Origin of the sequence: Sagittula sp. P11 (assembly GCF_002814095.1) — a bacterium.
Lineage (GTDB): Bacteria > Pseudomonadota > Alphaproteobacteria > Rhodobacterales > Rhodobacteraceae > Sagittula.
Map to the genome: position 1 here is coordinate 344,461 of NZ_CP021913.1, position 22,575 is coordinate 367,035.

Annotated in this window: 20 protein-coding genes; 7 read left to right on the plus strand and 13 right to left on the minus strand. The window is 67.1% G+C overall.

All coding sequences use genetic code 11. The features are described from left to right. Positions 1–76 precede the first annotated feature (76 nt). The 7 genes from CDO87_RS01690 to CDO87_RS01715 form a co-directional block, all read right to left on the minus strand. Complete coding sequence (locus CDO87_RS01690; protein WP_100927152.1) at positions 77–2,077, minus strand: acetyl/propionyl/methylcrotonyl-CoA carboxylase subunit alpha; 2,001 nt, start codon at positions 2,075–2,077, stop codon at positions 77–79. A 195-nt stretch (positions 2,078–2,272) separates the two neighbouring features. Next, positions 2,273–2,479: a hypothetical protein gene (locus CDO87_RS01695; protein ID WP_005856230.1), complete on the minus strand. Its 207-nt coding sequence runs from the start codon at positions 2,477–2,479 to the stop codon at positions 2,273–2,275. Positions 2,480–2,623: 144 nt separating this feature from the next. After that, positions 2,624–2,827: a hypothetical protein gene (locus CDO87_RS01700; RefSeq protein ID WP_100927153.1), complete on the minus strand. Its 204-nt coding sequence runs from the start codon at positions 2,825–2,827 to the stop codon at positions 2,624–2,626. Between the two features lie 346 nt (positions 2,828–3,173). Next, a complete protein-coding gene (locus CDO87_RS01705) occupies positions 3,174–3,539 on the minus strand; it encodes a hypothetical protein (RefSeq protein WP_100927154.1) in 366 nt (121 codons plus the stop codon). Positions 3,540–3,626: 87 nt separating this feature from the next. Further along, positions 3,627–3,770: a hypothetical protein gene (locus CDO87_RS26960; RefSeq protein WP_005856236.1), complete on the minus strand. Its 144-nt coding sequence runs from the start codon at positions 3,768–3,770 to the stop codon at positions 3,627–3,629. A 201-nt stretch (positions 3,771–3,971) separates the two neighbouring features. Next, positions 3,972–4,367: a DUF6497 family protein gene (locus CDO87_RS01710; protein WP_100927155.1), complete on the minus strand. Its 396-nt coding sequence runs from the start codon at positions 4,365–4,367 to the stop codon at positions 3,972–3,974. 471 nt (positions 4,368–4,838) lie between these two features. Beyond that, positions 4,839–6,371: an acyl-CoA carboxylase subunit beta gene (locus tag CDO87_RS01715; protein WP_100927156.1), complete on the minus strand. Its 1,533-nt coding sequence runs from the start codon at positions 6,369–6,371 to the stop codon at positions 4,839–4,841. A 179-nt stretch (positions 6,372–6,550) separates the two neighbouring features. On the opposite strand from CDO87_RS01715, the gene CDO87_RS01720 reads away from it, so the two are divergent. Beyond that, the gene (locus tag CDO87_RS01720; RefSeq protein ID WP_100927157.1) at positions 6,551–7,777 is read left to right on the plus strand and encodes a multidrug effflux MFS transporter; all 1,227 of its coding nucleotides are present in this window, start codon (positions 6,551–6,553) and stop codon (positions 7,775–7,777) included. A 65-nt stretch (positions 7,778–7,842) separates the two neighbouring features. Further along, a complete protein-coding gene (locus CDO87_RS01725; protein WP_100927158.1) occupies positions 7,843–9,243 on the plus strand; it encodes a short-chain fatty acyl-CoA regulator family protein in 1,401 nt (466 codons plus the stop codon). On the opposite strand, the gene CDO87_RS01730 is transcribed toward CDO87_RS01725, so the two are convergent. The 4 genes from CDO87_RS01730 to gatC are packed head-to-tail and all read right to left on the minus strand — an operon-like array spanning position 9,240 to position 12,446. Continuing rightward, positions 9,240–9,923: an N-acetylmuramoyl-L-alanine amidase gene (locus CDO87_RS01730; RefSeq protein WP_100927159.1), complete on the minus strand. Its 684-nt coding sequence runs from the start codon at positions 9,921–9,923 to the stop codon at positions 9,240–9,242. The genes CDO87_RS01725 and CDO87_RS01730 overlap by 4 nt on opposite strands. Continuing rightward, entirely contained in the window at positions 9,920–10,630 is a 711-nt protein-coding gene (locus tag CDO87_RS01735; RefSeq protein ID WP_198521802.1) for a hypothetical protein, read from the minus strand. The genes CDO87_RS01730 and CDO87_RS01735 overlap by 4 nt, the downstream gene beginning before the upstream one ends. Before the next feature lie 41 nt (positions 10,631–10,671). After that, positions 10,672–12,159, minus strand: a complete 1,488-nt coding sequence (gene gatA / locus CDO87_RS01740) for an Asp-tRNA(Asn)/Glu-tRNA(Gln) amidotransferase subunit GatA (protein WP_100927161.1) — start codon at positions 12,157–12,159, stop codon at positions 10,672–10,674. Next, on the minus strand, positions 12,159–12,446 hold the full coding sequence (gatC, locus tag CDO87_RS01745) for an Asp-tRNA(Asn)/Glu-tRNA(Gln) amidotransferase subunit GatC (RefSeq protein WP_100927162.1): 288 nt from the start codon (positions 12,444–12,446) through the stop codon (positions 12,159–12,161). Before gatC ends, gatA begins: the two co-directional genes overlap by 1 nt. 299 nt (positions 12,447–12,745) lie before the next feature. On the opposite strand from gatC, the gene CDO87_RS01750 reads away from it, so the two are divergent. Next, a complete protein-coding gene (locus CDO87_RS01750) occupies positions 12,746–13,438 on the plus strand; it encodes a metal-dependent hydrolase (RefSeq protein ID WP_100927163.1) in 693 nt (230 codons plus the stop codon). A 103-nt stretch (positions 13,439–13,541) separates the two neighbouring features. Here CDO87_RS01750 and CDO87_RS01755 read toward each other — a convergent pair whose 3' ends face one another. Next, positions 13,542–14,105: a hypothetical protein gene (locus tag CDO87_RS01755; protein WP_198521803.1), complete on the minus strand. Its 564-nt coding sequence runs from the start codon at positions 14,103–14,105 to the stop codon at positions 13,542–13,544. 92 nt (positions 14,106–14,197) lie between these two features. Between CDO87_RS01755 and CDO87_RS01760 the strand changes: the two genes are divergently transcribed. From CDO87_RS01760 to CDO87_RS01770, 3 genes are all read left to right on the plus strand, one after another. After that, positions 14,198–15,202 carry a hypothetical protein gene (locus CDO87_RS01760; RefSeq protein WP_100927164.1) on the plus strand — a complete coding sequence of 335 codons (1,005 nt, stop codon included), beginning with the start codon at positions 14,198–14,200 and terminating at the stop codon, positions 15,200–15,202. A 146-nt stretch (positions 15,203–15,348) separates the two neighbouring features. Beyond that, positions 15,349–16,494 (plus strand): sialidase family protein, encoded by a 1,146-nt coding sequence (locus CDO87_RS01765; RefSeq protein ID WP_100927165.1) that lies wholly within the window; start codon positions 15,349–15,351, stop codon positions 16,492–16,494. A 164-nt stretch (positions 16,495–16,658) separates the two neighbouring features. Beyond that, a complete protein-coding gene (locus tag CDO87_RS01770) occupies positions 16,659–17,951 on the plus strand; it encodes an O-acetylhomoserine aminocarboxypropyltransferase/cysteine synthase family protein (protein ID WP_100927166.1) in 1,293 nt (430 codons plus the stop codon). A gap of 51 nt (positions 17,952–18,002) precedes the next feature. Here the strand turns inward: CDO87_RS01770 and CDO87_RS01775 are convergent, their stop codons facing one another. Further along, a complete protein-coding gene (locus CDO87_RS01775; protein ID WP_157814888.1) occupies positions 18,003–18,689 on the minus strand; it encodes an SIMPL domain-containing protein in 687 nt (228 codons plus the stop codon). A 203-nt stretch (positions 18,690–18,892) separates the two neighbouring features. Between CDO87_RS01775 and CDO87_RS01780 the strand changes: the two genes are divergently transcribed. Further along, on the plus strand, positions 18,893–22,513 hold the full coding sequence (locus tag CDO87_RS01780; RefSeq protein WP_100927168.1) for a hypothetical protein: 3,621 nt from the start codon (positions 18,893–18,895) through the stop codon (positions 22,511–22,513). Positions 22,514–22,575: the final 62 nt, after the last annotated feature.

Consider the following 22,575-nt stretch of genomic DNA (forward strand, 5'->3'; position numbering starts at 1 on the left):
GCGCAGCGGAAAGGGCCGCCGGACACCCGTCCGACGCCTGCCTCTCTGCCCCTGCCTGCCGCCTGCCGCCATGGTCTCACTCGAATTCCATGATCACGTCGTCGACCCTCAGGCTGTCGCCCGGGCCCGCGTTGATCTTGGACACCACGCCCTTCTTCTCGGCGCGCAGAATGTTCTCCATCTTCATTGCCTCGACAGTGCAGAGCGCCTGCCCCTCCTGCACTTCCTGCCCTTCCTCCACGTCGATCTTCACGATCAGGCCGGGCATCGGGCAAAGCAGCAGCTTTGAAGTATCGGGGGCCTGCTTCTCGGGCATCAGCCGGGCCAGTTCGGCCTGGCGCGGGCTGCGGACATGCACCTTCAGGTCGGCGCCGCGGGTGCGCAGGCGGAAGCCCTGGATGATCTTGTCGACCTTCAGGACCAGCGGCGCGCCGTCCACGGTCATCCAGGCGAGGCTCTGGCCCGGTGTCCAGGCGCCCTCGACCCGCATCGTGCCGCCCTCGGCAAAGGAGATGGTCGCGCCCTTCTGGTCGGCGTCGATGGTCACGTCGAAGGAGGTGTCCTGCAACGACACGTTCCATTCGGCGCCCACACGGCGTTCGTGGTTGCCGAGACGCCCGGTCACACGGGTGCGCCGGATCTCCGCCACGCGGTTCATCGCGGCGGCGGCGGCGGCCACGCGCTTCAGTTGCGCCTCGTCGAGGGTCACGCCGTCGAAGCCGTCGGGATACTCCTCGGCGATGAAGGCGGTGGTCATGTCGCCCGAGATGAACTTCGGGTGATCCATCACCGCGGCGACGAACGGCAGGTTGTGCCCGATCCCCTCCACCTCGAACGAATCGAGCGCGTTGCGCATGACCTCGATGGCCGCCTCGCGGGTCGGCCCCCAGGTGCAGAGCTTGGCGATCATCGGGTCGTAGTACATGGAGATCTCGCCGCCCTCGAAGACGCCGGTGTCGTTGCGCACGACCCCCTCGCCCAGCTTGCCCTCTTCCGGCGGACGATAGCGGGTCAGACGCCCGATGGAGGGCAGGAAGTTGCGGTACGGGTCCTCGGCGTAGAGGCGGTTCTCGATGGCCCAGCCGTTTATCTTCACGTCGTCCTGGGTGATCGACAGCGGCTCGCCGTTGGCGACGCGGATCATCTGTTCGACAAGGTCGACGCCGGTGATCAGCTCGGTCACCGGATGCTCCACCTGCAGGCGGGTGTTCATCTCGAGGAAGTAGAAGTTCTTCTCGCCGTCGACGATGAATTCCACCGTCCCGGCGGAGGCGTAGCCCACCGCATTGGCCAGCGCGACGGCCTGCTCCCCCATCGCCTTGCGGGTGGCCTCGTCAAGGAAGGGGGACGGGGCCTCTTCGACCACCTTCTGGTTGCGGCGCTGGATCGAGCATTCGCGTTCGTTCAGGTAGATGCCGTTGCCATGCGCATCGCACAGGACCTGGATCTCGATGTGGCGCGGCTGGGTGACGAACTTCTCGATGAAGATGCGGTCGTCGCCGAAACTGCTGGCCGCTTCGTTCTTCGACGACTGGAAGCCCTCGCGTGCCTCCGCGTCGTTCCACGCGATCCGCATCCCCTTGCCGCCGCCGCCGGCTGAGGCCTTGATCATCACCGGATAGCCGATCTCGTTGGAGATCTTCACCGCCTCGTCGGCATCCTCGATCAGGCCCATGTAGCCGGGCACGGTGCTGACGCCCGCCTCCTGCGCGATCTTCTTCGAGGTGATCTTGTCGCCCATTGCCTCGATCGCCTTGACCGGGGGGCCGATGAACGCGACGGAGGCCTTTTCGAGCGCCTGCGCGAATTTCGGGTTCTCGGACAGGAAACCGTAGCCCGGGTGCACCGCCTGCGCGCCGGTCTTTGCGATGGCATCCATGATCTTGTCGATCACGATGTAGGACTGGTTGGCGGGCGGCGGGCCGATGTGCACGGCCTCGTCGGCCATCTCGACATGCAGCGCGTGCTTGTCTGCGTCGGAGTAGACGGCCACCGTCTTGATGCCCATCTTGCGCGCGGTCTTGATGACCCGGCAGGCGATTTCGCCCCGGTTCGCGATCAGGATCTTTTCAAACATCTCTCGTCCCTTCGTTCGTCACGCCGAGGGCGTGTTCCTTGTCGTCACGCCCCGGGCGTGTCGTCTGTCGCCCCGCCTCGGCAGGGAATGTGGGCACACGAAAACGCCGCCCGGGGACAAAGCCCCGGACGGCGTGTTTCCGTAACTGTCGGCCCGAATGCGCCGCGAAGGCGCAGGCCGGATGTCAGCTTGCGATCAGTTGCAGAGCTGCGGTGTGACGTCGTCGCAGACCACACCGGCTGCGCCGCCGATGGCTGCACCTGCCGCCACGTTGCGGTTGGTCGCTGCCGCGGTTGCCGCGCCGATACCGGCCCCCAGAGCGCCGCGCTCCAGATCGGTGCCTTCGCAGGCCGCAAGGCCGAGAGTCGCAGCGAGAGCGGCGGTGAGGGTGAGAATGCGCATTGGATGTCCTCCTTGGAAAAGGCCGGATAGTGTTGATTATTCGTACGACCATACGCACGCGCGGGGCACAAGGGTCCCGGGTCTTCGTCATTTTTCAGAAAATTTTTGACGAAAACCCCGGCACGCGCGCGTATCGTCCTGTTTTCAGCAGCGCGACGGATATGTCCTGCAATAGGCGATGTTGGCCGCGGCACCGACGGCCGCGCCCGTGATGGCGTCCTTTTCAAGGACCATGGCTGCGGCGCCACCGGCGCCCATGCCCACGACGGCCTGCTCTCCAAGCGTGTCGCCACAACTTGCAAGCAGGAACATCGCCAATATGGCGAAAGATATACGAAGGGTCTGCATCTGTCTGCCTCAGGCTTATGTTTTTTCTGCTCTGCGGTCAGAGTCGCCCAAAGAGGTGCAAACTTCCAGAAGTTTCTCCGCATGACGTGGCATGACACACACTCCTGACGATCCGACCATTCCTGGAAGTGCTCCCAAGGGCGGGGCGACCGTACTGGGGACAAGTGCGGCCGCCCCTTTGGGGAACGGGCAAGGGCGGAACGGACAGCCTTGTACGGACTGAACCCTTGACCTGTCGTCAGGCTGGCAGAAGCGGCGCTCGCGGCAAAGTGTGAAATGGCCTGCAGATTCCCGTCGGCATTGTGCCGCGCATAAAATCGGGAGATCGGCAAAACCACGCGCACGGTCATTTTTCCCACGGCTCCTGGTCGTCGAAGGCCTCGGGGAAGGATGCGCGCGCGGCGGTCTCGTCGATGATCAGGCGGGCCTCGTAGGACTCCGGATCGAAGGGGTCGTCGTAGGGCAGGACCTCGCGGCCGAACAGCCACGACAGACGTCCGGCATCGAGGTTGCCGCGTTCGAAGGGTTGGTCGCCGAAGTGATACCACAGCGCCGACATGAAGACCCAGTCGGCCTTGCGGTCTGGCGCGCGCCGGTCGCGATAGCGGTCGCGCCGTACGATAGGCGTCGCGCCCTTAGGATTGGCGCGACGGATCGTGAACTGAAAGTCCGTGCCTGGCAGGCGGCCCGGAAAACCGCGGTGCTTCAGCATGTCCGGCCCTCGTTCGACGGGGCCCGATCAGCCGTGCTCGATAGAAATGTCGGGACGAGCGGGGTTACCACCCGCCCCGATAGGTTCTTACTTGTACTTGCCCGTGTACACCGGCTCAACGCTGATCGGCTCAGGGTTGACCACGACGTACTCTTCTTCTTCCTGCTGTGCGCAAGCCGAGAGGCCGGCGACAACCGAAAGCATGGCAAGCAGTTTGATGCTCTTGGACATCTCTTGCTCCTGTCATTGAACGGGAGGCCGCACTTTGCCACCCCCCTTTCGAGGTGTCGATTGCTTGGGTGCAATCGCGTGTCAGAATAACGGCCTTGCGGGGGAAAAGATACGCGGTCCGAGCAAGCGATTTCACCTGTGACTCGGAAGACGCATAAACCCGTCCAGATGGGGCGTTTTGCGCTAGATATAGTGGAGTCATCAGTAGACCTCCCAGATGCAGAGGCCGTCTTCGACCGTGTAGCTTTCGAAAAACTGGCGGATTCCGGGCATCGCGGCGCCGAATTCCACCGGCTCCTGCATCAGCGTGACGACGATGTGTTCGGGTGACGCAGCGACAGCTTCGAGACGCGGCAGCGCCTCTTCCTGGCACAGCCACGCCATGTCGTCAGATACCGATGCGTAGTCCACGTCCTCGGACGCGAGGCCGGGCGCGGTGAAGCGGATCCGCCATGTCGGCGTGTCGTCGATCAGGTCGAAGAAGGCGACGGAAAGACCGGATACCGGCAGGACGCGCTCAACCTCCGGTTCCCCTGCCGCGACAGGCGCGGAAAGGGCCGAGATCAGCGATACGAACAGCGCAATCCGGGTGATCATGTGGCAGCCCCGGCACGTTCGCTTTGACGCGCTCGCTCCTCCCGCCGGGGCCGCTGCTGCCCCGGGCGCACCCGGGGCATGGTGTCTCATTGCGCTCATTGCGTGCGCCTCCGGGCCCATGTGATCCACCGCTCACGATTGGCGGGGTTGTCCAGAAGGGCTTGAATCTGCGAAGCGATTCCCCGTGGCGCGCGTCCGCAAACGCGCCCTCCAGCGGTAACAGTCATTCCCTGTAACGTAAAGTGAATTTGCACGATGGGCGAGAATCCACGCATATTTTTAAGGGCTCTCCAGAGGTCCTGACGAATTTGCCGGGCGAGTCGCGAGGCGCTCAGATCCGGAAAGGTTGACATGGCGGAAACATCCAGTCGCGGCGGCCATTCGCGGGCCAGAACATAGCCCTCGGCCGACCGTTGCTCGACCCAGCCGCCCTTCAGACGGCGGATTGCGACCTCCCCCTGCATCATCGGCTCACAGCGGAATGTTGTCGTGTTTCTTCCACGGCATCGACTGCCGCTTGTTGCGCAGCATCGCGAAGGCGCGGGCCACGCGGCGCCGGGTCGACCGCGGCTGGATGACCTCGTCGATGAAGCCCCGCTCTGCCGCGATGAAGGGGTTGGCGAACCGCTCCTCGTAGGCATCGGCGTGGGCCTTGATCTTCTCCGGGTCGCCCAGATCGGCGCGGTGGATGATCTCTGCCGCACCCTTCGCGCCCATCACCGCGATCTGCGCCGTGGGCCAGGCATAGTTCACGTCAGCTTTCATATGCTTCGACGCCATCACGTCATAGGCGCCGCCATAGGCCTTGCGGGTGATGACCGTGACCATCGGCACGGTCGCCTCGCCGTAGGCGAACAGCAGTTTCGCGCCGTGCTTGATGACGCCGTTGTATTCCTGCGCGGTCCCCGGCAGGAAGCCCGGCACGTCCACGAAGGTGAGGATCGGGATCTCGAAACAGTCGCAGAAGCGCACGAAACGCGCGGCCTTGCGGCTCGAGTCGATGTCCAGAACCCCCGCCAGAACCATCGGCTGGTTGGCGACGACACCCACGGTCTGCCCTTCAAGGCGGATGAAACCGGTGATGATGTTGCCTGCAAAGTCCTGCTGGATCTCGTAGAAATCGCCCTCGTCCGCGACCTTGTTGATCAACTCATTCATGTCGTAGGGCATGTTGGGGTTGTCGGGGATCAGCGTGTCGAGCGACGCCTCGACCCGGTCGACCTCGTCGAAGAACGGGCGCACCGGGGGCTTTTCGCGGTTGTTGAGCGGCAGGAAGTCGACAAGGCGGCGCACCTCGGCCAACGCCTCCACATCGTTCTCGAAGGCACCGTCGGCGACCGAGGACTTCTTCGTGTGGGTGGACGCGCCGCCCAGCTCCTCGGCGGTGACGATCTCGTTGGTCACGGTCTTCACCACGTCGGGGCCGGTGACGAACATGTAGGAAGTGTCCTTCACCATGAAGATGAAGTCGGTCATCGCGGGCGAATAGACGGCACCGCCGGCACAGGGCCCCATGATGACAGAGATCTGCGGGATCACGCCCGAGGCCTCGATGTTCTTCTGGAAGATGTCGGCGTAGCCCGCCAGCGCGTCGACGCCCTCCTGGATACGCGCACCGCCGCTGTCGTTCAGACCGATGACCGGCGCGCCGTTCTGCATCGCCATGTCCATGATCTTGCAGATCTTCTGCGCGTGGGTGGCGGAAACCGAGCCGCCCAGCACGGTGAAGTCCTGGCTGAAGACATAGGCCATGCGGCCGTTGATCGTCCCCCAGCCGGTCACAACGCCGTCGCCGTAGGGGCGATTCTGCTCCATGCCGAAATCGGTGCAGCGGTGGGCGACGAAAGTGTCGTATTCCTCGAAGGATCCCTCGTCGAGCAGCAGCTCGATCCGTTCCCGCGCCGTCAGCTTGCCCTTGGCGTGCTGCGCGTCGATCCGCTTCTGTCCCCCGCCCAGACGGGCGTTCTCGCGGCGGTCGTGCAGTTCCTGGATAATGTCCTTCATCGGCGGCCCCTTTCCGTTTGGGCGGAACATACAGGGCGCGCGCGCCCACTCAAGCATTTCCTCGCAAATTTGCAAAGTATGGAAATAATCACGAATGCAAATTGCAAAATTGAATACTACATGAGAAAGACATGTATCCGGATGGACAAACGAGCCGCACCGCCCTACCCGTCTTTCGCATGACCCCCAGCAGACACGCGCGGTTTCTGGACCGCTCCACCCCTCCTCATATCCTGACGCTCGTCCTGCTGGCCAGCATGACGGCGCTGACGCTGAACGTCTTCGTTCCGGCGCTGCAGATCATGGCGGACTGGTACGAGACCGAGTACCACATCATGCAGCTCGCGATCTCTCTGACGCTGCTGATGAACGCGATTCTCCAGCTTCTGATCGGGCCGATTGCCGACAACCTCGGACGTCGGCCGGTGATCCTCGGCGGGCTTGCGATCTTCGTCCTGGCGACGATCGGCTGCATCCTGGCGACCGATGTGAAGGTGTTCCTCGCCTTCCGCATGATGCAGGCCAGCGTGGTCGTCGGCATGGTCCTGTCCCGCGCCGTGGTCCGCGACCTGTACCCCCCGGACGAGGCCGCCTCGATGATCGGCTACGTCACGATGGGAATGTCGCTGGTCCCCATGGTCGCACCGATCTTCGGCGGCGCACTGGCGGAGGCCTTCGGCTGGCACTCCAACTTCTGGCTGATGCTGGTGGCGGGTGTCCTGATGCTGGCCCTCGTGTGGGGCGACCTCGGAGAGACGGCCACCCGAAGCGGGCTGACCCTTGGCAAGCAGTTCAGCCAGTACCCGGAGCTTTTCCGCTCGCCGCGGTTCTGGGGCTATGCGCTGGCCTGCGCATTCTCCTCCGGTGCGTTCTTCTCCTACGTGGGCGGCGCGTCCTTCGTCGGCATTGAGGTCTTCGGCCTGACCACCGCCAACCTCGGGTACTTCTTCGGCGCACCGGCGGTCGGCTATTTCCTCGGCAACTTCATCTCGGGCCGTTTCTCCGCCCGCTTCGGCATTAACCGCATGATCCTCTGGGGCGCGTGCATCGTAAGTCTGGGCCTCGCCATATCGATCCTCGTCTTCGCGGCGGGCTTCGGCAGCCAGTGGACCTTCTTCGGCTTCATGACGCTGGTCGGCCTGGGCAACGGCATGACCATCCCCAACGCCACGGCAGGCGCGCTGTCCGTGCGTCCGCACCTGGCCGGAACGGCTTCCGGTCTCGCCGGGGCCATCATGCTGGGCGGGGGCGCCGGGCTGTCGCAGATGGCAGGCACGATGCTGACACCGGAAACCGGCGCATGGCCGCTTCTGTGGATGATGTTTGCCTCGTCCGTCGCCTCGATCCTGGCCATCTCGGTGGTGATCTGGCGTGAACGGCAACTGAGAGGACTGGACGTCGCCTGAGTGAAGTTGCAAAAAGTGGTTCGAGCAGCCGCAAAATTGCAAAACGCGCAGACAGCAGGACGACCATGGCGACCCAGAAACTTTATGCCGGCGCAAAGCTGCGGGACATCCGCGGGCGACTGTCGCTGACCCAGAAGGATTTCGCGGCCAAGCTGGGCATATCGCTGCCGTATCTCAACCAAATGGAAAACAACAACCGTCCGGTGTCTACCACGGTTGTGCTGGCGCTTGCGCAGGAGTTCGGCTTCGACGTCACCGAGCTGGGCCAGGGCGATGCGGAGCGTCTGGTCACCGACATGCGCGAGGCCCTGGCCGACCCGGTCTTCGGGGATGCCACGCCGCAACTGGCCGACCTGCGTCTGACCGCGTCCAACGCCCCGGTGCTGGCGCGCGCTTTCCTTGCCCTGCACCGCGCCTATCGCCAGACCCACGAACGTCTTGCCTCGCTCGACGAGGCGCTGGGGCGCGAAGGCTCGCAACTCCAGCCCTCCCCTTGGGAGGAGGTCCGCGATTTCTTCCACTACTGCGACAACTACATCGACGCCGTGGACCGCGCCGCCGAGCACTTCGCCGGGCTTCTGGCCAGCGAGGGCGACCTGCGCACCGCAGCCGTGGCCCGGCTGGAGATCGGCGGGATCAAGGTCCGGTTCTCGCAGGCCTCGCCCATGCGCGCCTTCGACACCGAGCGGCAGGAACTGACCCTCTCCTCGCTCCTGCCGGTCGAGACGCAGACCTTCCAGCTGTTCGTGCAGATCGCGCTGCTCAGGCAGAACCAGCTGCTTGAGGCGACGTTAGACCTCGCCCGTTTCCAGAGCGAGGAAGCCCGCGCCATCGCCAAGCTGGGGCTGGCCAACTACTTCGCCGGCGCGGCCATGATGCCCTACAAGGCCTTCCTCTCCGCCGCGCAGGAAACCCGCCACGACCTCGAACTGCTGGCCGCGCGGTTCGGTGCCTCCATCGAACAGGTGGCCCACCGCCTCTCGACCCTGCAACGCCCGGGCGCGAAGGGTGTGCCGTTCTTCTTTGTCCGCGTCGATCAGGCCGGGACGATCACCAAGCGGCACTCCGCCACGCGCCTGCAATTCGCGCGCTTTGGCGGCGCCTGCCCCCTGTGGAACGTACACCGCGCCTTCGAGACGCCGGGCCGCTTCCTTCGCCAGCTTGCCGAGACGCCGGACGGTGTGCGCTACATCTCGTTGGCGCGTGACGTGTCGAAGACGGGCGGGCATTTCGGCGCCCCGGTGCGGCGCTACGCCATCGCCATCGGCTGCGAAGTGCGCCACGCCGCCGCGCTTGTCTACGCCGACGACATGGATTTCACCCGGGCAAGCGCCTTCGAACCCATCGGAATCTCCTGCCGGATCTGCGAGCGCACATCCTGCCACCAGCGCTCCGTGCCGCCGCTTGAGAAGCGCCTGACCACCACGCCGAACCGGCGCGACGTGCTTCCCTACAAGCTGGATTAGGCGAGCGCGGCCTGCGCGACGGGCCAGCGATTGGCCAGATCGTGCATCAGACGCCGATCTTCGTCCTCCAACGGCCCTTCAGCCCAGGGACGGAACCGCATGCGGAAGGCGTTCAGCACGACATCCTCCCCCGCGGCCTCCACATCGTACCCGAAACGACGTGCATCGTGCAGGAAATCCCCCGGCGCTTCCGCGGCAGAGGGCCAGATCGACAGCCCCTGAAGTGCCAGCCTGCGCCAGTCGAACCGCGGGCCGGGATCGATCTTGCGTCCCGGCGCGGTGTCGGAATGCCCGACGATCCGGTGCGGAGCGATCCGCCAGCGCGCCATGATCCCGCGCAGCAGCTCTTCGACAAACGTCATCTGCAGGTCCGGGAAAGGCGCTGCGCCGGTGTTCGCGATCTCGATGCCGATGCTGTGGGAGTTCACGTCGCGGACCGGGCCCCAGGCCCCTGCCCCGGCATGCCAGGCGCGATGCTCTTCACGCACCAGCTGCCACGCGCGGCCGTCCTCGGCCACGACGTAATGGGCCGAAACCTGCGCGGCCGGATCGCAGAGCCTCTCGCACGCCGCCTCGGCGCTTTTCATCGCGGTGTAGTGAAGGACGATCATGTCCGGCGCGACACCGCCGCGCCGGTCACCAACGTTGGGGGAAGGATGCCAGACCGGCTCCGCCGTCATCCCTTCGCAGCGCGGAAGGGCGCGGGGTTCCAGCCGCAGGCGTAGCCGTCACCGTCCGGGTCCATGCCCTTGCGGTCCTTCTCCGGGCCGCCGAGCGCGAGGAACTCTTCCTGCGCAAGGTCCGGCGAGGCGAAGGCACCGCAGGAGTTCTGGTACCGCGTCTCGGCCCGCAGCGACGACCGCTTGTAAAGCGCCGTTCCGACGGGGTTCGTGGTGCGCAGGGCGTATTCCACGATGTTCGGCCGGTTGGTGCCCGGACGGGTCGGCAGATCGGTCGGCTGGATCACCTGGTACTGCGCGCGGTTCTGCTGGATCATCGCGGCGTCGGCGGCGATGTCACGCTGCGCGGAGACGGCGTCGAAATCGTTCTCGCCGGAGATCCCGGCCGAGTTCTCGACCATCTGCGGCGCCGGGTTGGAGGGCGACGCGTCGATGGGTGCCTGGCCGGAGTTCAGCGCCGCGGCCTGCTGCGAAGCGGCCGCATCCTGCGGATCGAGCGTCCCGGACTGCACGTCTGCCGGCGGCGCGATCAGGGCGGACTGGCCGGTCGCGCCGTTCAACTGCGCCTCACGCTCTGCGCGATAGCTGTCGTAGTTGTTGAAACCGACGCCCTGCCCCGTGTCGACCACCCCTGCCGCGCTGTCGGGAACGGAGGTCGTGCACGCCGTCAACGCAAGCGCCGCCACTCCACAAAGGATATACCGCATCACATGTCCTGCCTGTCCCACCGGTTCTTCAGGCGAGCGCCTTACCACCATTGCACGGGTTTGGAAACAAAGCCTGCGGCCCGTTCCAGCGCATAGGCGGTATTCAGCAGATCGCCCTCTTCCCACGGACGACCGATCAGCTGAAGCCCGAGCGGCAGCCCCTGACCGTTCAGACCCGTCGGCACAGCAACCCCCGGCAGACCCGCCAGGTTGACCGTCACGGTGAACACGTCGTTGAGGTACATCGCGACCGGATCCGCCTCGACCATCTCGCCCAGCCCGAAGGCGGCAGAGGGGGTCGCAGGCGTCAGAATCGCGTCGATTCCTGCATGAAACGCGTCCTCGAAGTCCTTCTTGATCAGGGTCCGGACCTTTCGCGCCCGATTGTAGTAGGCGTCGTAGAAGCCCGCCGACAACACGTAGGTGCCGACCATGACGCGGCGCTTGACCTCTTCGCCGAAGCCTTCGGCGCGGGTCTTTTCGTACATCTCGGTGATGCCGTCGCCCTGGCTCAGCTTCGCGCGATGGCCGTAGCGCACGCCGTCATAGCGCGCGAGGTTCGAAGAGGCCTCTGCCGGGGCGATGACATAATAGGCGGGCAATGCGTATTTCGTGTGCGGCAGCGAGATGTCGACGATCTCTGCGCCCGCGTCGCGCAGCATGTCGCGGCCCGATGCCCAGAGGGCGTCGATCTCGGCGGGCATGCCGTCCATGTGGTATTCCCTCGGGATACCGATCTTCTTGCCCTTGATGTCGCCGGTCAGCATGGCTTCGAAATCCGGCACCGCGAGGTCGGCAGAGGTCGAATCCTTCGGGTCGTGGCCGCACATCGCCTGCAGCATGATCGCCGCGTCGCGCACGTCCTTGGCCATCGGGCCCGCCTGGTCCAGCGAGGACGCGAAGGCCACGATCCCCCAGCGAGAGCAACGCCCGTAGGTCGGCTTGATCCCGGTGATGCCGGTGAAGGCGGCGGGCTGGCGGATGGAGCCGCCGGTGTCCGTCCCGGTCGCGCCAAGGCACAGGTCCGCCGCAACCGCCGCCGCCGAGCCGCCCGAAGAGCCGCCGGGCGTCAGTTGCGCGTCGTCGTTGCCGCGCCGCCACGGGTTGACCGCGTTGCCGTAGACCGAGGTCTCGTTCGAGGACCCCATTGCAAACTCGTCCATGTTGAGCTTGCCCAGCATGACCGATCCTGCCTCGAACAGCTTTGTCGTCACGGTGGATTCGTACTCGGGCCTGAAACCTTCGAGGATCCGCGACGCCGCTTGAGAGGCCACGCCCTTCGTGCAGAACAGGTCCTTGATGCCCAGCGGGATGCCGCAAAGCGACGGCGCATCGCCCGCCTTCAGCCGCGCGTCCGCCGCAGCCGCCTGTTCGCGCGCGATTTCGGGCGTTTTGTGCACGAAGGCGTTCAGGGCATCGGCCTTGTCGATCGCCGAAAGGCAGGCGTCCGTCAGTTCGGCAGAGGTCACGTCGCCGGAACGCAGCGCATCGCGCGCCTCGGCAATCTTCAGTTTCGTCAGTTCGCTCATCACTCGACCACCTTCGGAACCGCAAAGAAGCCTTCCCGGGCATCCGGTGCGTTCGACAGGACCTTGTCCTGCATGCCGCCATCGGTCACCCCGTCCTGACGGCGCTTCAGCCGCATCGGCGTGACGGAGACCATCGGCTCCACGCCCTCGACATCCACCTCGTTCAGTTGCTCGATGAACCCGAGGATGTCGTTGAAGGCATGTGCCAGCGCGGGCAGGTCGTCCTCTTCCACCTTGATCCGCGCAAGCTTGGCGACGCGGGCGGCGGTCTCGATGTCGATCGACATGGGGGCCTCTTTCGCAGAAAGTTCACGCGCCGCTTTACCGCCCCGCCGCCCGGCCCGCAAGCATGTGACGGGATAAGGCCGCGCCCTGCCTGCATACCGCCCCCGGGCTGCCCGCTTTTCCGGATATTCACGGCAACGGACCGCAGGTGGCGATCACCAGCCGCCCCCGCGCCGCCGTCGCCCCCACCAACCGGCCAATCGCGAAATCTCGCGCGGCAGCCGGATTTGCTGCGCCCCGCCTCTGGCCTTCGGGCCGCGCCCTGCTAGCCTTTCCCCCGAAGACGACAGGGAGAACAGACATGAAGATCATCTGGATGGGCCACGGCAGTTTCCGCATCGAAACCGGCGGCGAGGTGCTGCTGATCGACCCGTGGATCGACGGCAACCCGATGATGGAAGGCAAGGACGCCGAGGCGGCCATCGGCGGTGCAACGCAGATCCTCGTCACCCACGGGCATTTCGACCACACGAGCGACATCGTCAACTTGTCCGAACGCACCGGCGCGCCGGTCCACGCCATCTTCGAATTGGGCCATGCGCTGCAGGCGATGGGCGCGAAGGAGGGGCACGCGTTCAACATGGGCGGATCGATCACCTTCGGCGAGGTCAAGGTGACCATGGTCCCGGCCTCGCATTCCTCCTCGATGAAGGTCGACGGCGCGGCGGCCTACATGGGACAGGAGGCGGGCTTCGTCATCCAGAGCGGCGGTCAGGTGCTCTATTTCTCCGGCGACACCTGCCCGATGGCCGACATGGCATGGATCGCGGACTACTTCAAACCGACCATCGGCATCCTGTCGGCGGGCGGCTACTACACCATGGACATGGAAATGGCCGCCTATGCCGCGAAGACCTACTTCGATTTCAAGACCGTGATCCCCTGCCATTACCGCACCTTCGACGCGCTCGAACAGTCGGCCGACAAGCTGGCCGCGGGCCTGCCCGGCGTCAGGGTGATCGAACCGCAGGTGCTGGAAGCCATCGCGGTCTGAGCGCCCCCAAGGTCGTTCCATGACGGCCTCGGGCAAGCGCTGCGGATCGTAGGGCGGGGCTGTGCGCCGCCCTTCGTGCGCCATCACGATCAGGGCACGATCATCAGGGCATCAGCACGCCCTGCCGGTTGAAGGTCGACCGCTCGGTCGTCAGGTCGTCGTAGATCAGCTCCACCGTGACCGTCTCCACCGACTTCAGCGGGAAGGCCCGGTAGGGCAGCCCGTCGCTCTCCAGCATGGCGTTGGGCTGGGCGGTGTCCTCGTGACAGGGCGGCAGCGGCCACTCCTCGGGGTCCGCGCCGTTCACGCCCAGCTTCATCGCCACCAGCCCGCAGCGCCAGCTCCAGATGTGGGTCACGTAGATCAGGTCCTGCCCGTCCCATTCCCGCACCGCGACCCAGTTGGCCCGCGTGGCCCCCATGATCGGCTTGATCTCGAGCGCGGTAAGGAAACGGCCCGTCGCCACCTGCGGCTCGGCCTCATACGGCAGTGCGGCGGGAGCCTCTTCGGAAGATGTGACCGGCGGCGGCGCCTCCTCTGACGAGGACGAGGATGAGGCCACGGGGGCCGGTGTCTCCGCCGGCGCCAAGGTCAATGTCTCCCTCTCAGCCCCTGCCCCGCCGCCGCCCGTCGCCAGCGCGATCATCACCAGAACCACATCCAGCATCTCAATCTCCCCGTTAAAACCTGTCGGCAGATCGGCGCTTTCGGTCTGCGCGTCCTCGCGTATACTGCCGGAAAAATGCGAGCAGCCCCATCATGCCACGCCCCGCGCGCGACGCGCAAACCGTCAATATCCTCATCGTCGGCCAGAACGGTCGCCTGGCCTACGAGGCGCTGCTGTTCGCCGCCTCCCGCGCGGAACGCTCTCCCAAGGACGGGTTCCGCCTGTTCGTGGCCGAACCCGCTCCGGGCGCCCTCTGGCCCAACGATCCGACGATCCGCGACGCGGAGATCCGCGAGGCGCTGACGGAGCTTGGCGCGACCTTCGTCTCTTTCGAGTCGCGCCACTTCGGAAACAAGTACCCTTACGGCAACAAGATCGAGGCGCTCTTTGCCCTGCCCGAGGGCGAACCCTTCGTGTTCTTCGACACCGATACGCTGGTGCTGGACGACCTGGGCGCGGTGCCCTTCGATTTCGACCGGCCCACCGCCTCTCTGCGCCGCGAAGGCACATGGCCTCAGCCGGAGCTTTACGGCCCCGGCTACACCGGCATCTGGAAATCGCTCTACGACCGCTTCGGGCTGGATTTCGAGTCGAGCCTCGACCTGAGCCAGCCCGACGAGTACTGGCAGCGCTATCTCTACTTCAACGCCGGGTTCTTCTTCTACCGCTGCCCGAAGGTCTTCGGTCAGCGGTTCCTCGACTACGCGCTGGAGATCCGCGACAACCCGCCAGAGGCGCTCGTCTGCCAGTCGCTCGACCCATGGCTCGACCAGGTGGCGCTGCCGCTGGTGATCCACTCCTTCGGGGGCGGCAAGGACACCCTGCCCGAGGGCCTGCTGGACGGGTCCGTCACCTGCCACTACCGCACCATCCCGCTCCTCTACGCACGCGAATCGGACAAGGCGGTGGAGGTGCTAGAAAGCGTGAGCGAACCCAACCGCCTGAAGAAGATCCTGAAGCAGTACGACCCCTTCAAGCGCATGATCTACCAGGGCCGCGGGCAGAAGGCGCGCGCGCTCTTCGACCGCGACGACCTCCCCCGCCGCGAACAGGCCATCCGCAACACGCTGAAGCGCGAAGGATTCTGGATGCGCTAGGCGGACCGGCCGCCCGATCTACGATCGGAACGGGGCCTGTTGGCAAGGATCTGCCACCCTCCGCGCGGCAATGGGTGGATATCAACTCTTTTCACACAAGGCGCGCCGAAACTGCTAGTCTCGCGCCACGCGACAGGAGTTTAACCATGAGCCATTGCACCACCATATTCATCGGCACCACCAAGGGGCTTTTCCTTCTCAAATCCGAAAACGGCCGCGACGGCTGGGTCCTGTCCGGGCCGCATTGCGACGGATGGCCGATCAACCACGCGCTCGGCTCCGACGGCGTGATGCTTGCGGGGGGCGGCGGCGATTTCCCGGGCGCGGGCATCTGGCGCTCCGCCGACGCGGGCGCGACCTGGGAGGTGGTGAAGCTGGCCGACGGAGAGATGGACGCATGGGCGCGCGCAGACCCGGAGGCCGCCAAGATCTTCGGCCTGGACGCGACCGCCGACCCCGCCCCCTACAGCGGACGGATCAAGGCGATCTGGTCGCTGGGCAAGGCGGGCGACCGGATCTATGCCGGTGCGAAACCGGCAACGCTATTCTCCAGCGATGACAAGGGGATGTCCTGGCAGGCGGTGGAAAGCCTGACGGACCACCCGTCGGCAGAAAGCTGGCAGGCGGGCGGCGCGGGGCTGGTGCTGCACAGCATCGTCTCGGCCCCGAAGACGCCCGAAAAGGTCTGGCTCGCGATCTCTGCCGCGGGGATCTTTGCCACCGACGACGGCGGCGCAAGCTGGGAGCGGCGCAACAGGCTGGGCAACCTCGGCCCCTGCGGACACACCCACCACCCGGCCGGACCGAAAGACGGTGAAACCGGCCATTGCGTGCACAACATCGTCCGCGCGGGCGGCGACGAGGACCTGCTCTACCAGCAGAACCACCACGGCGTCTTCCGTTCCCGCGATGGCGGGCGGTCGTGGGACGACATCACCGAAGGGCTGCCCTCCACCTTCGGCTTCCCGATTGCCGTACATCCGGAGAAGCCCGACACGATCTGGACCCTGCCGCTCAACGGCGACATGGAGGGCCGCTACCCGCCCGACGCCTCCGCCGCGGTCTGGCGGTCGCGCGATGGCGGCGACACGTGGGAGGCCTGCCGCACCGGGCTGCCGCAGGAGAACTGCTACTTCACCGTGCTGCGGCAGGCGATGACCACCGACGCAGACGCGGGGCTGTGGTTCGGCACGAACTCCGGGTCGGTATTCGCCAGCTTCGACGAGGGCGACAGCTGGCAGGAACTGGCGCAGCACCTGCCCACGGTGCTCTGCGTCGAAGCCGCGCGCTGACCCCTAGGGCGGGGGGGCGCCCCTCCGCCCCGCGTCCCCTGCCCGCCCGACCTGACGCTGGGGCAGCTTTCCTCCGGCGCGCGCGTCCGGCGCGGGCGCTTGCGCTTGTCCGCCCCCGTCCCTTCGCATACCGTCGCCGCGAATACCCAAAGGGAGAGGGACAGATGACTGACGCACCCCAGTTCGGCTTCGACACGCTGCAGATTCACGCGGGCGCCCGGCCCGATCCGGCCACCGGCGCACGGCAGGTGCCGATCTACCAGACCACGGCCTATGTCTTTCGCGATGCCGAACACGCCGCCGCACTCTTCAACCTTCAGGAAGTGGGCTACATCTATTCCCGCCTGACCAACCCGACCGTTGCCGCCCTGCAGGAACGCGTCGCGGTGCTCGAAGGCGGTGTGGGCGCGGTCTGCTGTTCTTCCGGCCACGCCGCGCAGATCATGGCGCTGTTCCCGCTGATGGGTCCGGGGCGTAACATCGTCGTTTCCACCCGGCTTTACGGCGGCTCGATCACCCAGTTCAGCCAGACCATCAGGCGCTTCGGCTGGTCCGCGAAGTTCGTGGACTTCGACGATCTCGACGCCGTGGCCGCGGCCATCGACGACGACACGCGCGCGGTGTTCTGCGAATCCATTGCCAACCCGGGCGGCTACATCACCGACCTCGACGCAATCGCCGCCATCGCGGACAAGGCCGGGCTGCCGCTGATCGTCGACAACACCTCCGCCACACCCTACCTCTGCCGCCCCATCGAGCATGGCGCAACGCTGGTCGTGCACTCGATGACCAAGTACCTGACCGGCAACGGCACGGTCACCGGCGGCGTGGTGGTCGATTCCGGCAAGTTCGACTGGTCCGCCTCCGACAAGTTCCCGTCGCTCTCGGCGCCGGAACCGGCCTACCACGGGCTGAAATTCCACGAGACCTTCGGCCCGCTGGCCTTCACCTTCCACGGCATCGCCATCGGCCTGCGCGACCTCGGCATGACGCTGAACCCGCAGGCGGCGCATTACACGCTTCTGGGGATCGAGACGCTGAGCCTCCGGATGCAGAAACACGTGGAGAACGCCAAGGAGATCGCCGCCTGGCTGGAGAAGCATGAGGCGGTCAAGGGCGTGACCTATGCCGGTCTCGCCAGTTCGCCCTACCACGACCGCGTGGCGCGGATCTGCCCGAAGGGCGCGGGCGGCCTGTTCACCGTCGCGCTCAAGGGCGGTTACGACGCCTGCATCAAGTTCGTGGATTCGCTGGAGATCTTCAGCCATGTCGCCAACCTCGGCGACACACGCAGCCTGGTGATCCACTCCGCCTCCACCACCCACCGCCAGCTCACCGAAGAGCAGCAGGTCGCGGCCGGGGCGGCGCCGGACGTGGTGCGGATTTCCATCGGGATCGAGGATGCGAAGGACCTGATCGCCGATCTGGACCAGGCGCTGCACAAGTCGCTGTCGTAAGACGCCGGCAGCGTGACGGCAGGGCGGATCACCTCCGCCCTGCCCCGTAACTTACTGATCCAGCGCGTAGGTCATCGTGACTTCGGCGCGGATCTCGATCTCGCCCGCCGCGACCGGCACGTCCTTTGCGGCACGCGCTTCCATCACCACCGGCTCTGCCAGGTCCATCGGGCGCACGATGGGCGTCGCGCTGTCGGTCAGCGTCACCAGCGAACCCAGCGACACGCCTGCCGCCTCTGCGTAAAGTTCCGCCTTGGCGCGGGCGTCCGCGACGGCCTGGCGGCGCGCCTCGTCCTCGACCTCGCGCGGGTCCTGAAGCGTGAACTGCAGGCCCTGCATCCGGTTCGCACCTTCATCCAGAACGTCGCCGAGAATCGCACCCAGCGCGTCGAGGTCGTGCACGCGCACCTCCACGAGGTTCTCCGCGCGGTAGCCTTCGAAGACCTCGACCTCCTGCTCGCGGTCCCAGCGCCGCTCTTCCGAGAGGTTGAGCGAGGTCGTCTTGATGTCGTTCTCCGCGACACCGAGTTCCTGCAACCGGCTCAGGATCGCCGACACCGCGGTCGAGGTCGAATCCATCGCCTCCGCCGCCGTCTCTCCGCGTCCCTGCGCACCGAGGCTCAGGACCGCCATGTCGGGGGTCGCCACGACCTTCGCCTCGCCCGAGACGGTCATGCGGCCGGGGGCCTGGGCCGGCGCCTGTGCGGGCGTTTCCTGGGCGAAGGCAGGCCCGGTCATCGCCACAAGTAAAATCATCGTTATGAAGCGCATCGCAACATCCTCAAATCAGGGAACATTTCTGTGTGAAGGTCGGTCATCGGGCGGTCGGCGTCCATCCCCTGAGCGAGGTCTTTCTTCCCCTCGGCGAAGAGTTGCCATATACTTCGTGGAAAAGGGATAAACCCTCCCCCGAGCACGGCAGGACTGGTAAGACCCGCGCCATGGTATCGAATTTTGCGCTCGCCCTTTCGTTCGAAGGCATCGCCTTGCTGCGTCGTGTCGGGTCCTCCTGGGCTCGCATCGAAGAGGTGCCCATCGACCACCCGGACCTTGATGTCGCGGTCATCGCCATGCGTGACCGCGCCGAAAAGCTCGACCCCAAGGGGGCCGAGGTCGCCATCGTCATCCCGACGGAGCAGATCCGCTTCCTCGACCTGCCGGACTTCGGCGGGGACGCCTCGGCGCGCGACGTGGCGATCCGCGCCGCGCTGGACGGGGCCACGCCCTACCCGCTGAGCGCCCTGGCCTACGACCACGCGCTGGTCGGCGGACGGTTGCAGATCGCCGCCGTCGCCCGCGAGACGCTGGACGAGGCAGAGACCTTCGCCAAGGAACACGGCTTCACGCCGGTCTGCCACCTCGCGCAGGCGCCCGACGGCGCGTTCGACGGCGCGGTCTACTTCGGCAAGGCCCGGACATGGAAGCGCGCGGCGGACCGCCCGTCCCGCGCCATCGAGATCGTGCCAGCCACCGAAGCGGCGCTGACCCCGGTCTCCGCCGCCGCCCCGGCGCCCCGCAAGCCCGATCCGGTGGCCGCGCCTGAACCGCTCAGCACGCCGGAGATGCCCGACCATGTCGCGGCGGAACTCCCGGAAGCGCGCAACATGGCGCCGGTTGCCACCAAGCAGGTTGTCACTACGAAGGACGACGCCCCCGCGCTGCCGCTGCGCGACGAGGCCCCGGTGCACCGCGCCCCGGCCAACTTCGCCCCGGCAACAGATGAAGAAGAGGCCGCCGCGCTGCCGCCTTCGGGTAACGCGAACCACGCGGTGTCAGAGCCCGAAACGGCACGCGCCGCTTCCGACGACAGGACGATCCCCGCATCAGCCGCACCGGCCATGCCGCGGAAGGCCGCGATGCCCCCTGCAATGCCGGTCCTCCCGGACGTGGACGCCCCCGCGCGCCCCGACCCCGTCGCCACGCACAAGACCGATGCCGCGCCGCAGCCCTCGGACAGCGGCACCGAGGCCGCCCCCGCCGAGGCGGCGCCTGTCGCCTTCGCATCGTCCCGCACGCTGCGCGCCGACGGGCGTGTGCCCCCGGCGCCGCGCCCGAACCTCGTGCCCTCGACAGACGTGCCGCCGCGCCGCGCGCGCTTTACGCCGCTGGCCACGCCCGAGATGCGCACCCGCGACTCGCATGTCACCTCCGATCACATCGAGGGGCTGCCGGATCTGAAACCGGCGGCCATGCCGATGGGCCACGCACCCGAAGCGCCGAAGCCTCAGGCACAGGCCACGCCCCCGGCGCCCGGCACACCGCTGACGGCCCGGACGGACGAGACCACGATCCCCGCAGGCACCCTGCCGCTTCCCGCAGCCCCGGCGCCGCGCACGGATGAGCCCGCGCTCGCCGCCGCGTCCCGCGCCGTGGGCCCGGCAGGCGACCGTCAGGGCGGAACCCCGGCACGCGCGCTTGGCGCACCGTCCCATCCCGACGCCAACAATGCGGCCCCCACGCTCGGCGCCGCCGGACGCGCCGACGCCGACACCCAAGCCCGCCCGCTCGGCGTCCCCTCCCGGCCGGAGGCAGGCACCGCCGCCCCGACACTCGGCGCCGCCAGCCCGCAGACCGGAGAGGCCCCGCGGTTCGGATCGGCCCTGCCGCGCACGACCTCCAAATCCGAGGGCGAGGCGCGCCCGAAGACACCGAAGAAATCCGGCCTGCGCCTTGGCCGCAAGGACAAGCGCAGCGCCCCGGCCACGGAGCGCCCGGCCTTCGCTGACCCCGCCCCGCAGGCGGCAGCGGCAGAGGCCCCGGCGAAACGCAAGTCCGGCCTGCGCCTGTCCCGGCGCGACAAGACGCCCGCGCCTGCCCCTGCACCTGCGAACGTCGCAGCACCCGCGGTCGCAGTGGCCGCCTCCGGCGCCAGCCCGCTTGCACGGCTCGCGGCCCTGCGCGCGCCCGATGCGGTGCCGCCCGCCGCCGCGCGGGTCGCGAAGTTGGCCAAGGTCACAGCCGCCCCGGAACGTATTCCACCCGCGCCCACCGGCGCGGCGCTCTCGCCGCTGAAGATCCAGCCCGATCCCGAAGCGGTCGACGATCTCCCGCTGCCGGTCTCCAAGCCGATGGCGCGAACCGCGCCCAATATCGCGCCGGTCACCCCGGGCAAGCCCGCGCTGGAACGCGACCGGCGCAGCCAGATGAGCCCGCGCGAGGAACGCGACCGCATGACCGTCTTCGGCGCGCGGGAACAGCAGGCCGTGGGCGGCAAGCCCCGCTTCCTCGGCCTGATGCTGACCGCCGGGCTGCTGCTGTTCCTCGTGGGCGTGGCGGCCTGGGCTTCCGTCTTCCTCGAGGACGGGCTGGCCCGCTTCTTCCGCGGACAGGACGAACCGACTGCCGTGGCGGCACTGCCAGACCCGGTCGCCACCGAAGACCCCACTGTGTCCTCTTCGGCGACGCCGGAGGCGACGGCCAACGACCAGACCGGCACCACGGCAGGCACGGAAACCGCCCCCGAAGCGCAGGAAGACACCGTCGACCTCGCAGCCGCGCAGCCGGAGCCGGCAGACACCGCCGACGCGCCTGCGCCGCGCAGCACCCCCGTCCCGGCCCGCGCGCTGACCCCGGAAGAGGCCGACGCGACCTATGCCGCGACGGGCATCTGGCAGCGCTCGCCCGCCTCGCCGCTGACGCCGCCGGACGACGGGGTGGAGAACGTCTACGTCGCCTCCATCGACCCGTCTGTGCGGATGTTCGACGCCGTGGCCCTGCCCGAGGCGCCGGATCTGCTGTCCCAGCCCGTCCCCGTGGACCCGGGCCTGCCGCCGCCCGCGGGCATGACCTTCGACATCGACGAGCGCGGCGTGGTCCGCGCCACGCCCGAAGGCGCACTGACCCCGGACGGCCTGCGCGTCTACACCGGCCCGCCGCCGGTGGTGCCGCCGCTGCGCAATCCGCCGGTCGAACTGGCCGCGCTGCCCGGACCGGACACGCCCGTCACAACCGACGCGCCTGACGCGACCGATACCCCCGATGCCGCGCCGGCCGTCACCGATCCGCTGTCCGACTTCCGCCCCGAGGCCCGTCCCGACGATGTGGTGGAGCAGCAGGAGCGCGCGACGCTTGGCGGCATCTCCCTGCAGGAGCTCGAGGAATTCCGCCCGCTGGCCCGCCCGCGCACCGCGCAGGAAGAAGCCGTCGAGGAGGAACCCTCGTCGCCCGCCACCGACCTCGCCGTCCGCAATTCGCTGGAACCGGTGGGCCGCCCGCGCAACATGAGCGCCATCGTCGAACGCGCCGAACGCGAACGCCCGACAGAGCCGGTGCAGACCGCCGCCGTGGCGCCGCGCGTCGTGGCCCCCTCGGTGCCGTCGAGCGCCTCGGTCGCATCATCGGCCACGGTGCGGAACGCGATCAACCTCAGCCGGATCAACCTGATCGGGGTCTACGGCACCCCGGCCAACCGCCGCGCGCTGGTGCGCCTGGCCAGCGGCAAGTACCTGAAGGTGAAGGTCGGCGACAAGCTGGACGGCGGACGCGTTGCCGCCATCGGCGACTCCGAACTGCAATACACCAAGGGCGGCCGCAACGTGACGCTGCAGATGCCGCGCGGCTGACCTGCACGGCACAGAGCCTTTCCAAACGGGTCCGCAGGGCCCGTCCCATCGGGCCATGGCCC

Excerpts from the sequence above, each read along its gene's own strand:
- gatC (WP_100927162.1), bottom strand. The coding sequence starts at position 12,446 with ATGTCGATCGACATCGAGACCGCCGCCCGCGTCGCCAAGCTTGCGCGG.
- CDO87_RS01770 (WP_100927166.1), top strand. The coding sequence starts at position 16,659 with ATGACTGACGCACCCCAGTTCGGCTTCGACACGCTGCAGATTCACGCG.
- gatA (WP_100927161.1), bottom strand. The coding sequence starts at position 12,159 with ATGAGCGAACTGACGAAACTGAAGATTGCCGAGGCGCGCGATGCGCTG.
- CDO87_RS01705 (WP_100927154.1), bottom strand. The coding sequence starts at position 3,539 with ATGCTGAAGCACCGCGGTTTTCCGGGCCGCCTGCCAGGCACGGACTTT.
- CDO87_RS01735 (WP_198521802.1), bottom strand. The coding sequence starts at position 10,630 with ATGCGGTATATCCTTTGTGGAGTGGCGGCGCTTGCGTTGACGGCGTGC.
- CDO87_RS01780 (WP_100927168.1), top strand. The coding sequence starts at position 18,893 with ATGGTATCGAATTTTGCGCTCGCCCTTTCGTTCGAAGGCATCGCCTTG.
- CDO87_RS01715 (WP_100927156.1), bottom strand. The coding sequence starts at position 6,371 with ATGAAGGACATTATCCAGGAACTGCACGACCGCCGCGAGAACGCCCGT.
- CDO87_RS01710 (WP_100927155.1), bottom strand. The coding sequence starts at position 4,367 with ATGATCACCCGGATTGCGCTGTTCGTATCGCTGATCTCGGCCCTTTCC.
- CDO87_RS01750 (WP_100927163.1), top strand. The coding sequence starts at position 12,746 with ATGAAGATCATCTGGATGGGCCACGGCAGTTTCCGCATCGAAACCGGC.
- CDO87_RS01775 (WP_157814888.1), bottom strand. The coding sequence starts at position 18,689 with ATGACCGGGCCTGCCTTCGCCCAGGAAACGCCCGCACAGGCGCCGGCC.
- CDO87_RS01700 (WP_100927153.1), bottom strand. The coding sequence starts at position 2,827 with ATGCAGACCCTTCGTATATCTTTCGCCATATTGGCGATGTTCCTGCTT.
- CDO87_RS01690 (WP_100927152.1), bottom strand. The coding sequence starts at position 2,077 with ATGTTTGAAAAGATCCTGATCGCGAACCGGGGCGAAATCGCCTGCCGG.
- CDO87_RS01755 (WP_198521803.1), bottom strand. The coding sequence starts at position 14,105 with ATGCTGGATGTGGTTCTGGTGATGATCGCGCTGGCGACGGGCGGCGGC.
- CDO87_RS01695 (WP_005856230.1), bottom strand. The coding sequence starts at position 2,479 with ATGCGCATTCTCACCCTCACCGCCGCTCTCGCTGCGACTCTCGGCCTT.
- CDO87_RS01730 (WP_100927159.1), bottom strand. The coding sequence starts at position 9,923 with ATGACGGCGGAGCCGGTCTGGCATCCTTCCCCCAACGTTGGTGACCGG.
- CDO87_RS01760 (WP_100927164.1), top strand. The coding sequence starts at position 14,198 with ATGCCACGCCCCGCGCGCGACGCGCAAACCGTCAATATCCTCATCGTC.
- CDO87_RS01720 (WP_100927157.1), top strand. The coding sequence starts at position 6,551 with ATGACCCCCAGCAGACACGCGCGGTTTCTGGACCGCTCCACCCCTCCT.
- CDO87_RS26960 (WP_005856236.1), bottom strand. The coding sequence starts at position 3,770 with ATGTCCAAGAGCATCAAACTGCTTGCCATGCTTTCGGTTGTCGCCGGC.
- CDO87_RS01725 (WP_100927158.1), top strand. The coding sequence starts at position 7,843 with ATGGCGACCCAGAAACTTTATGCCGGCGCAAAGCTGCGGGACATCCGC.
- CDO87_RS01765 (WP_100927165.1), top strand. The coding sequence starts at position 15,349 with ATGAGCCATTGCACCACCATATTCATCGGCACCACCAAGGGGCTTTTC.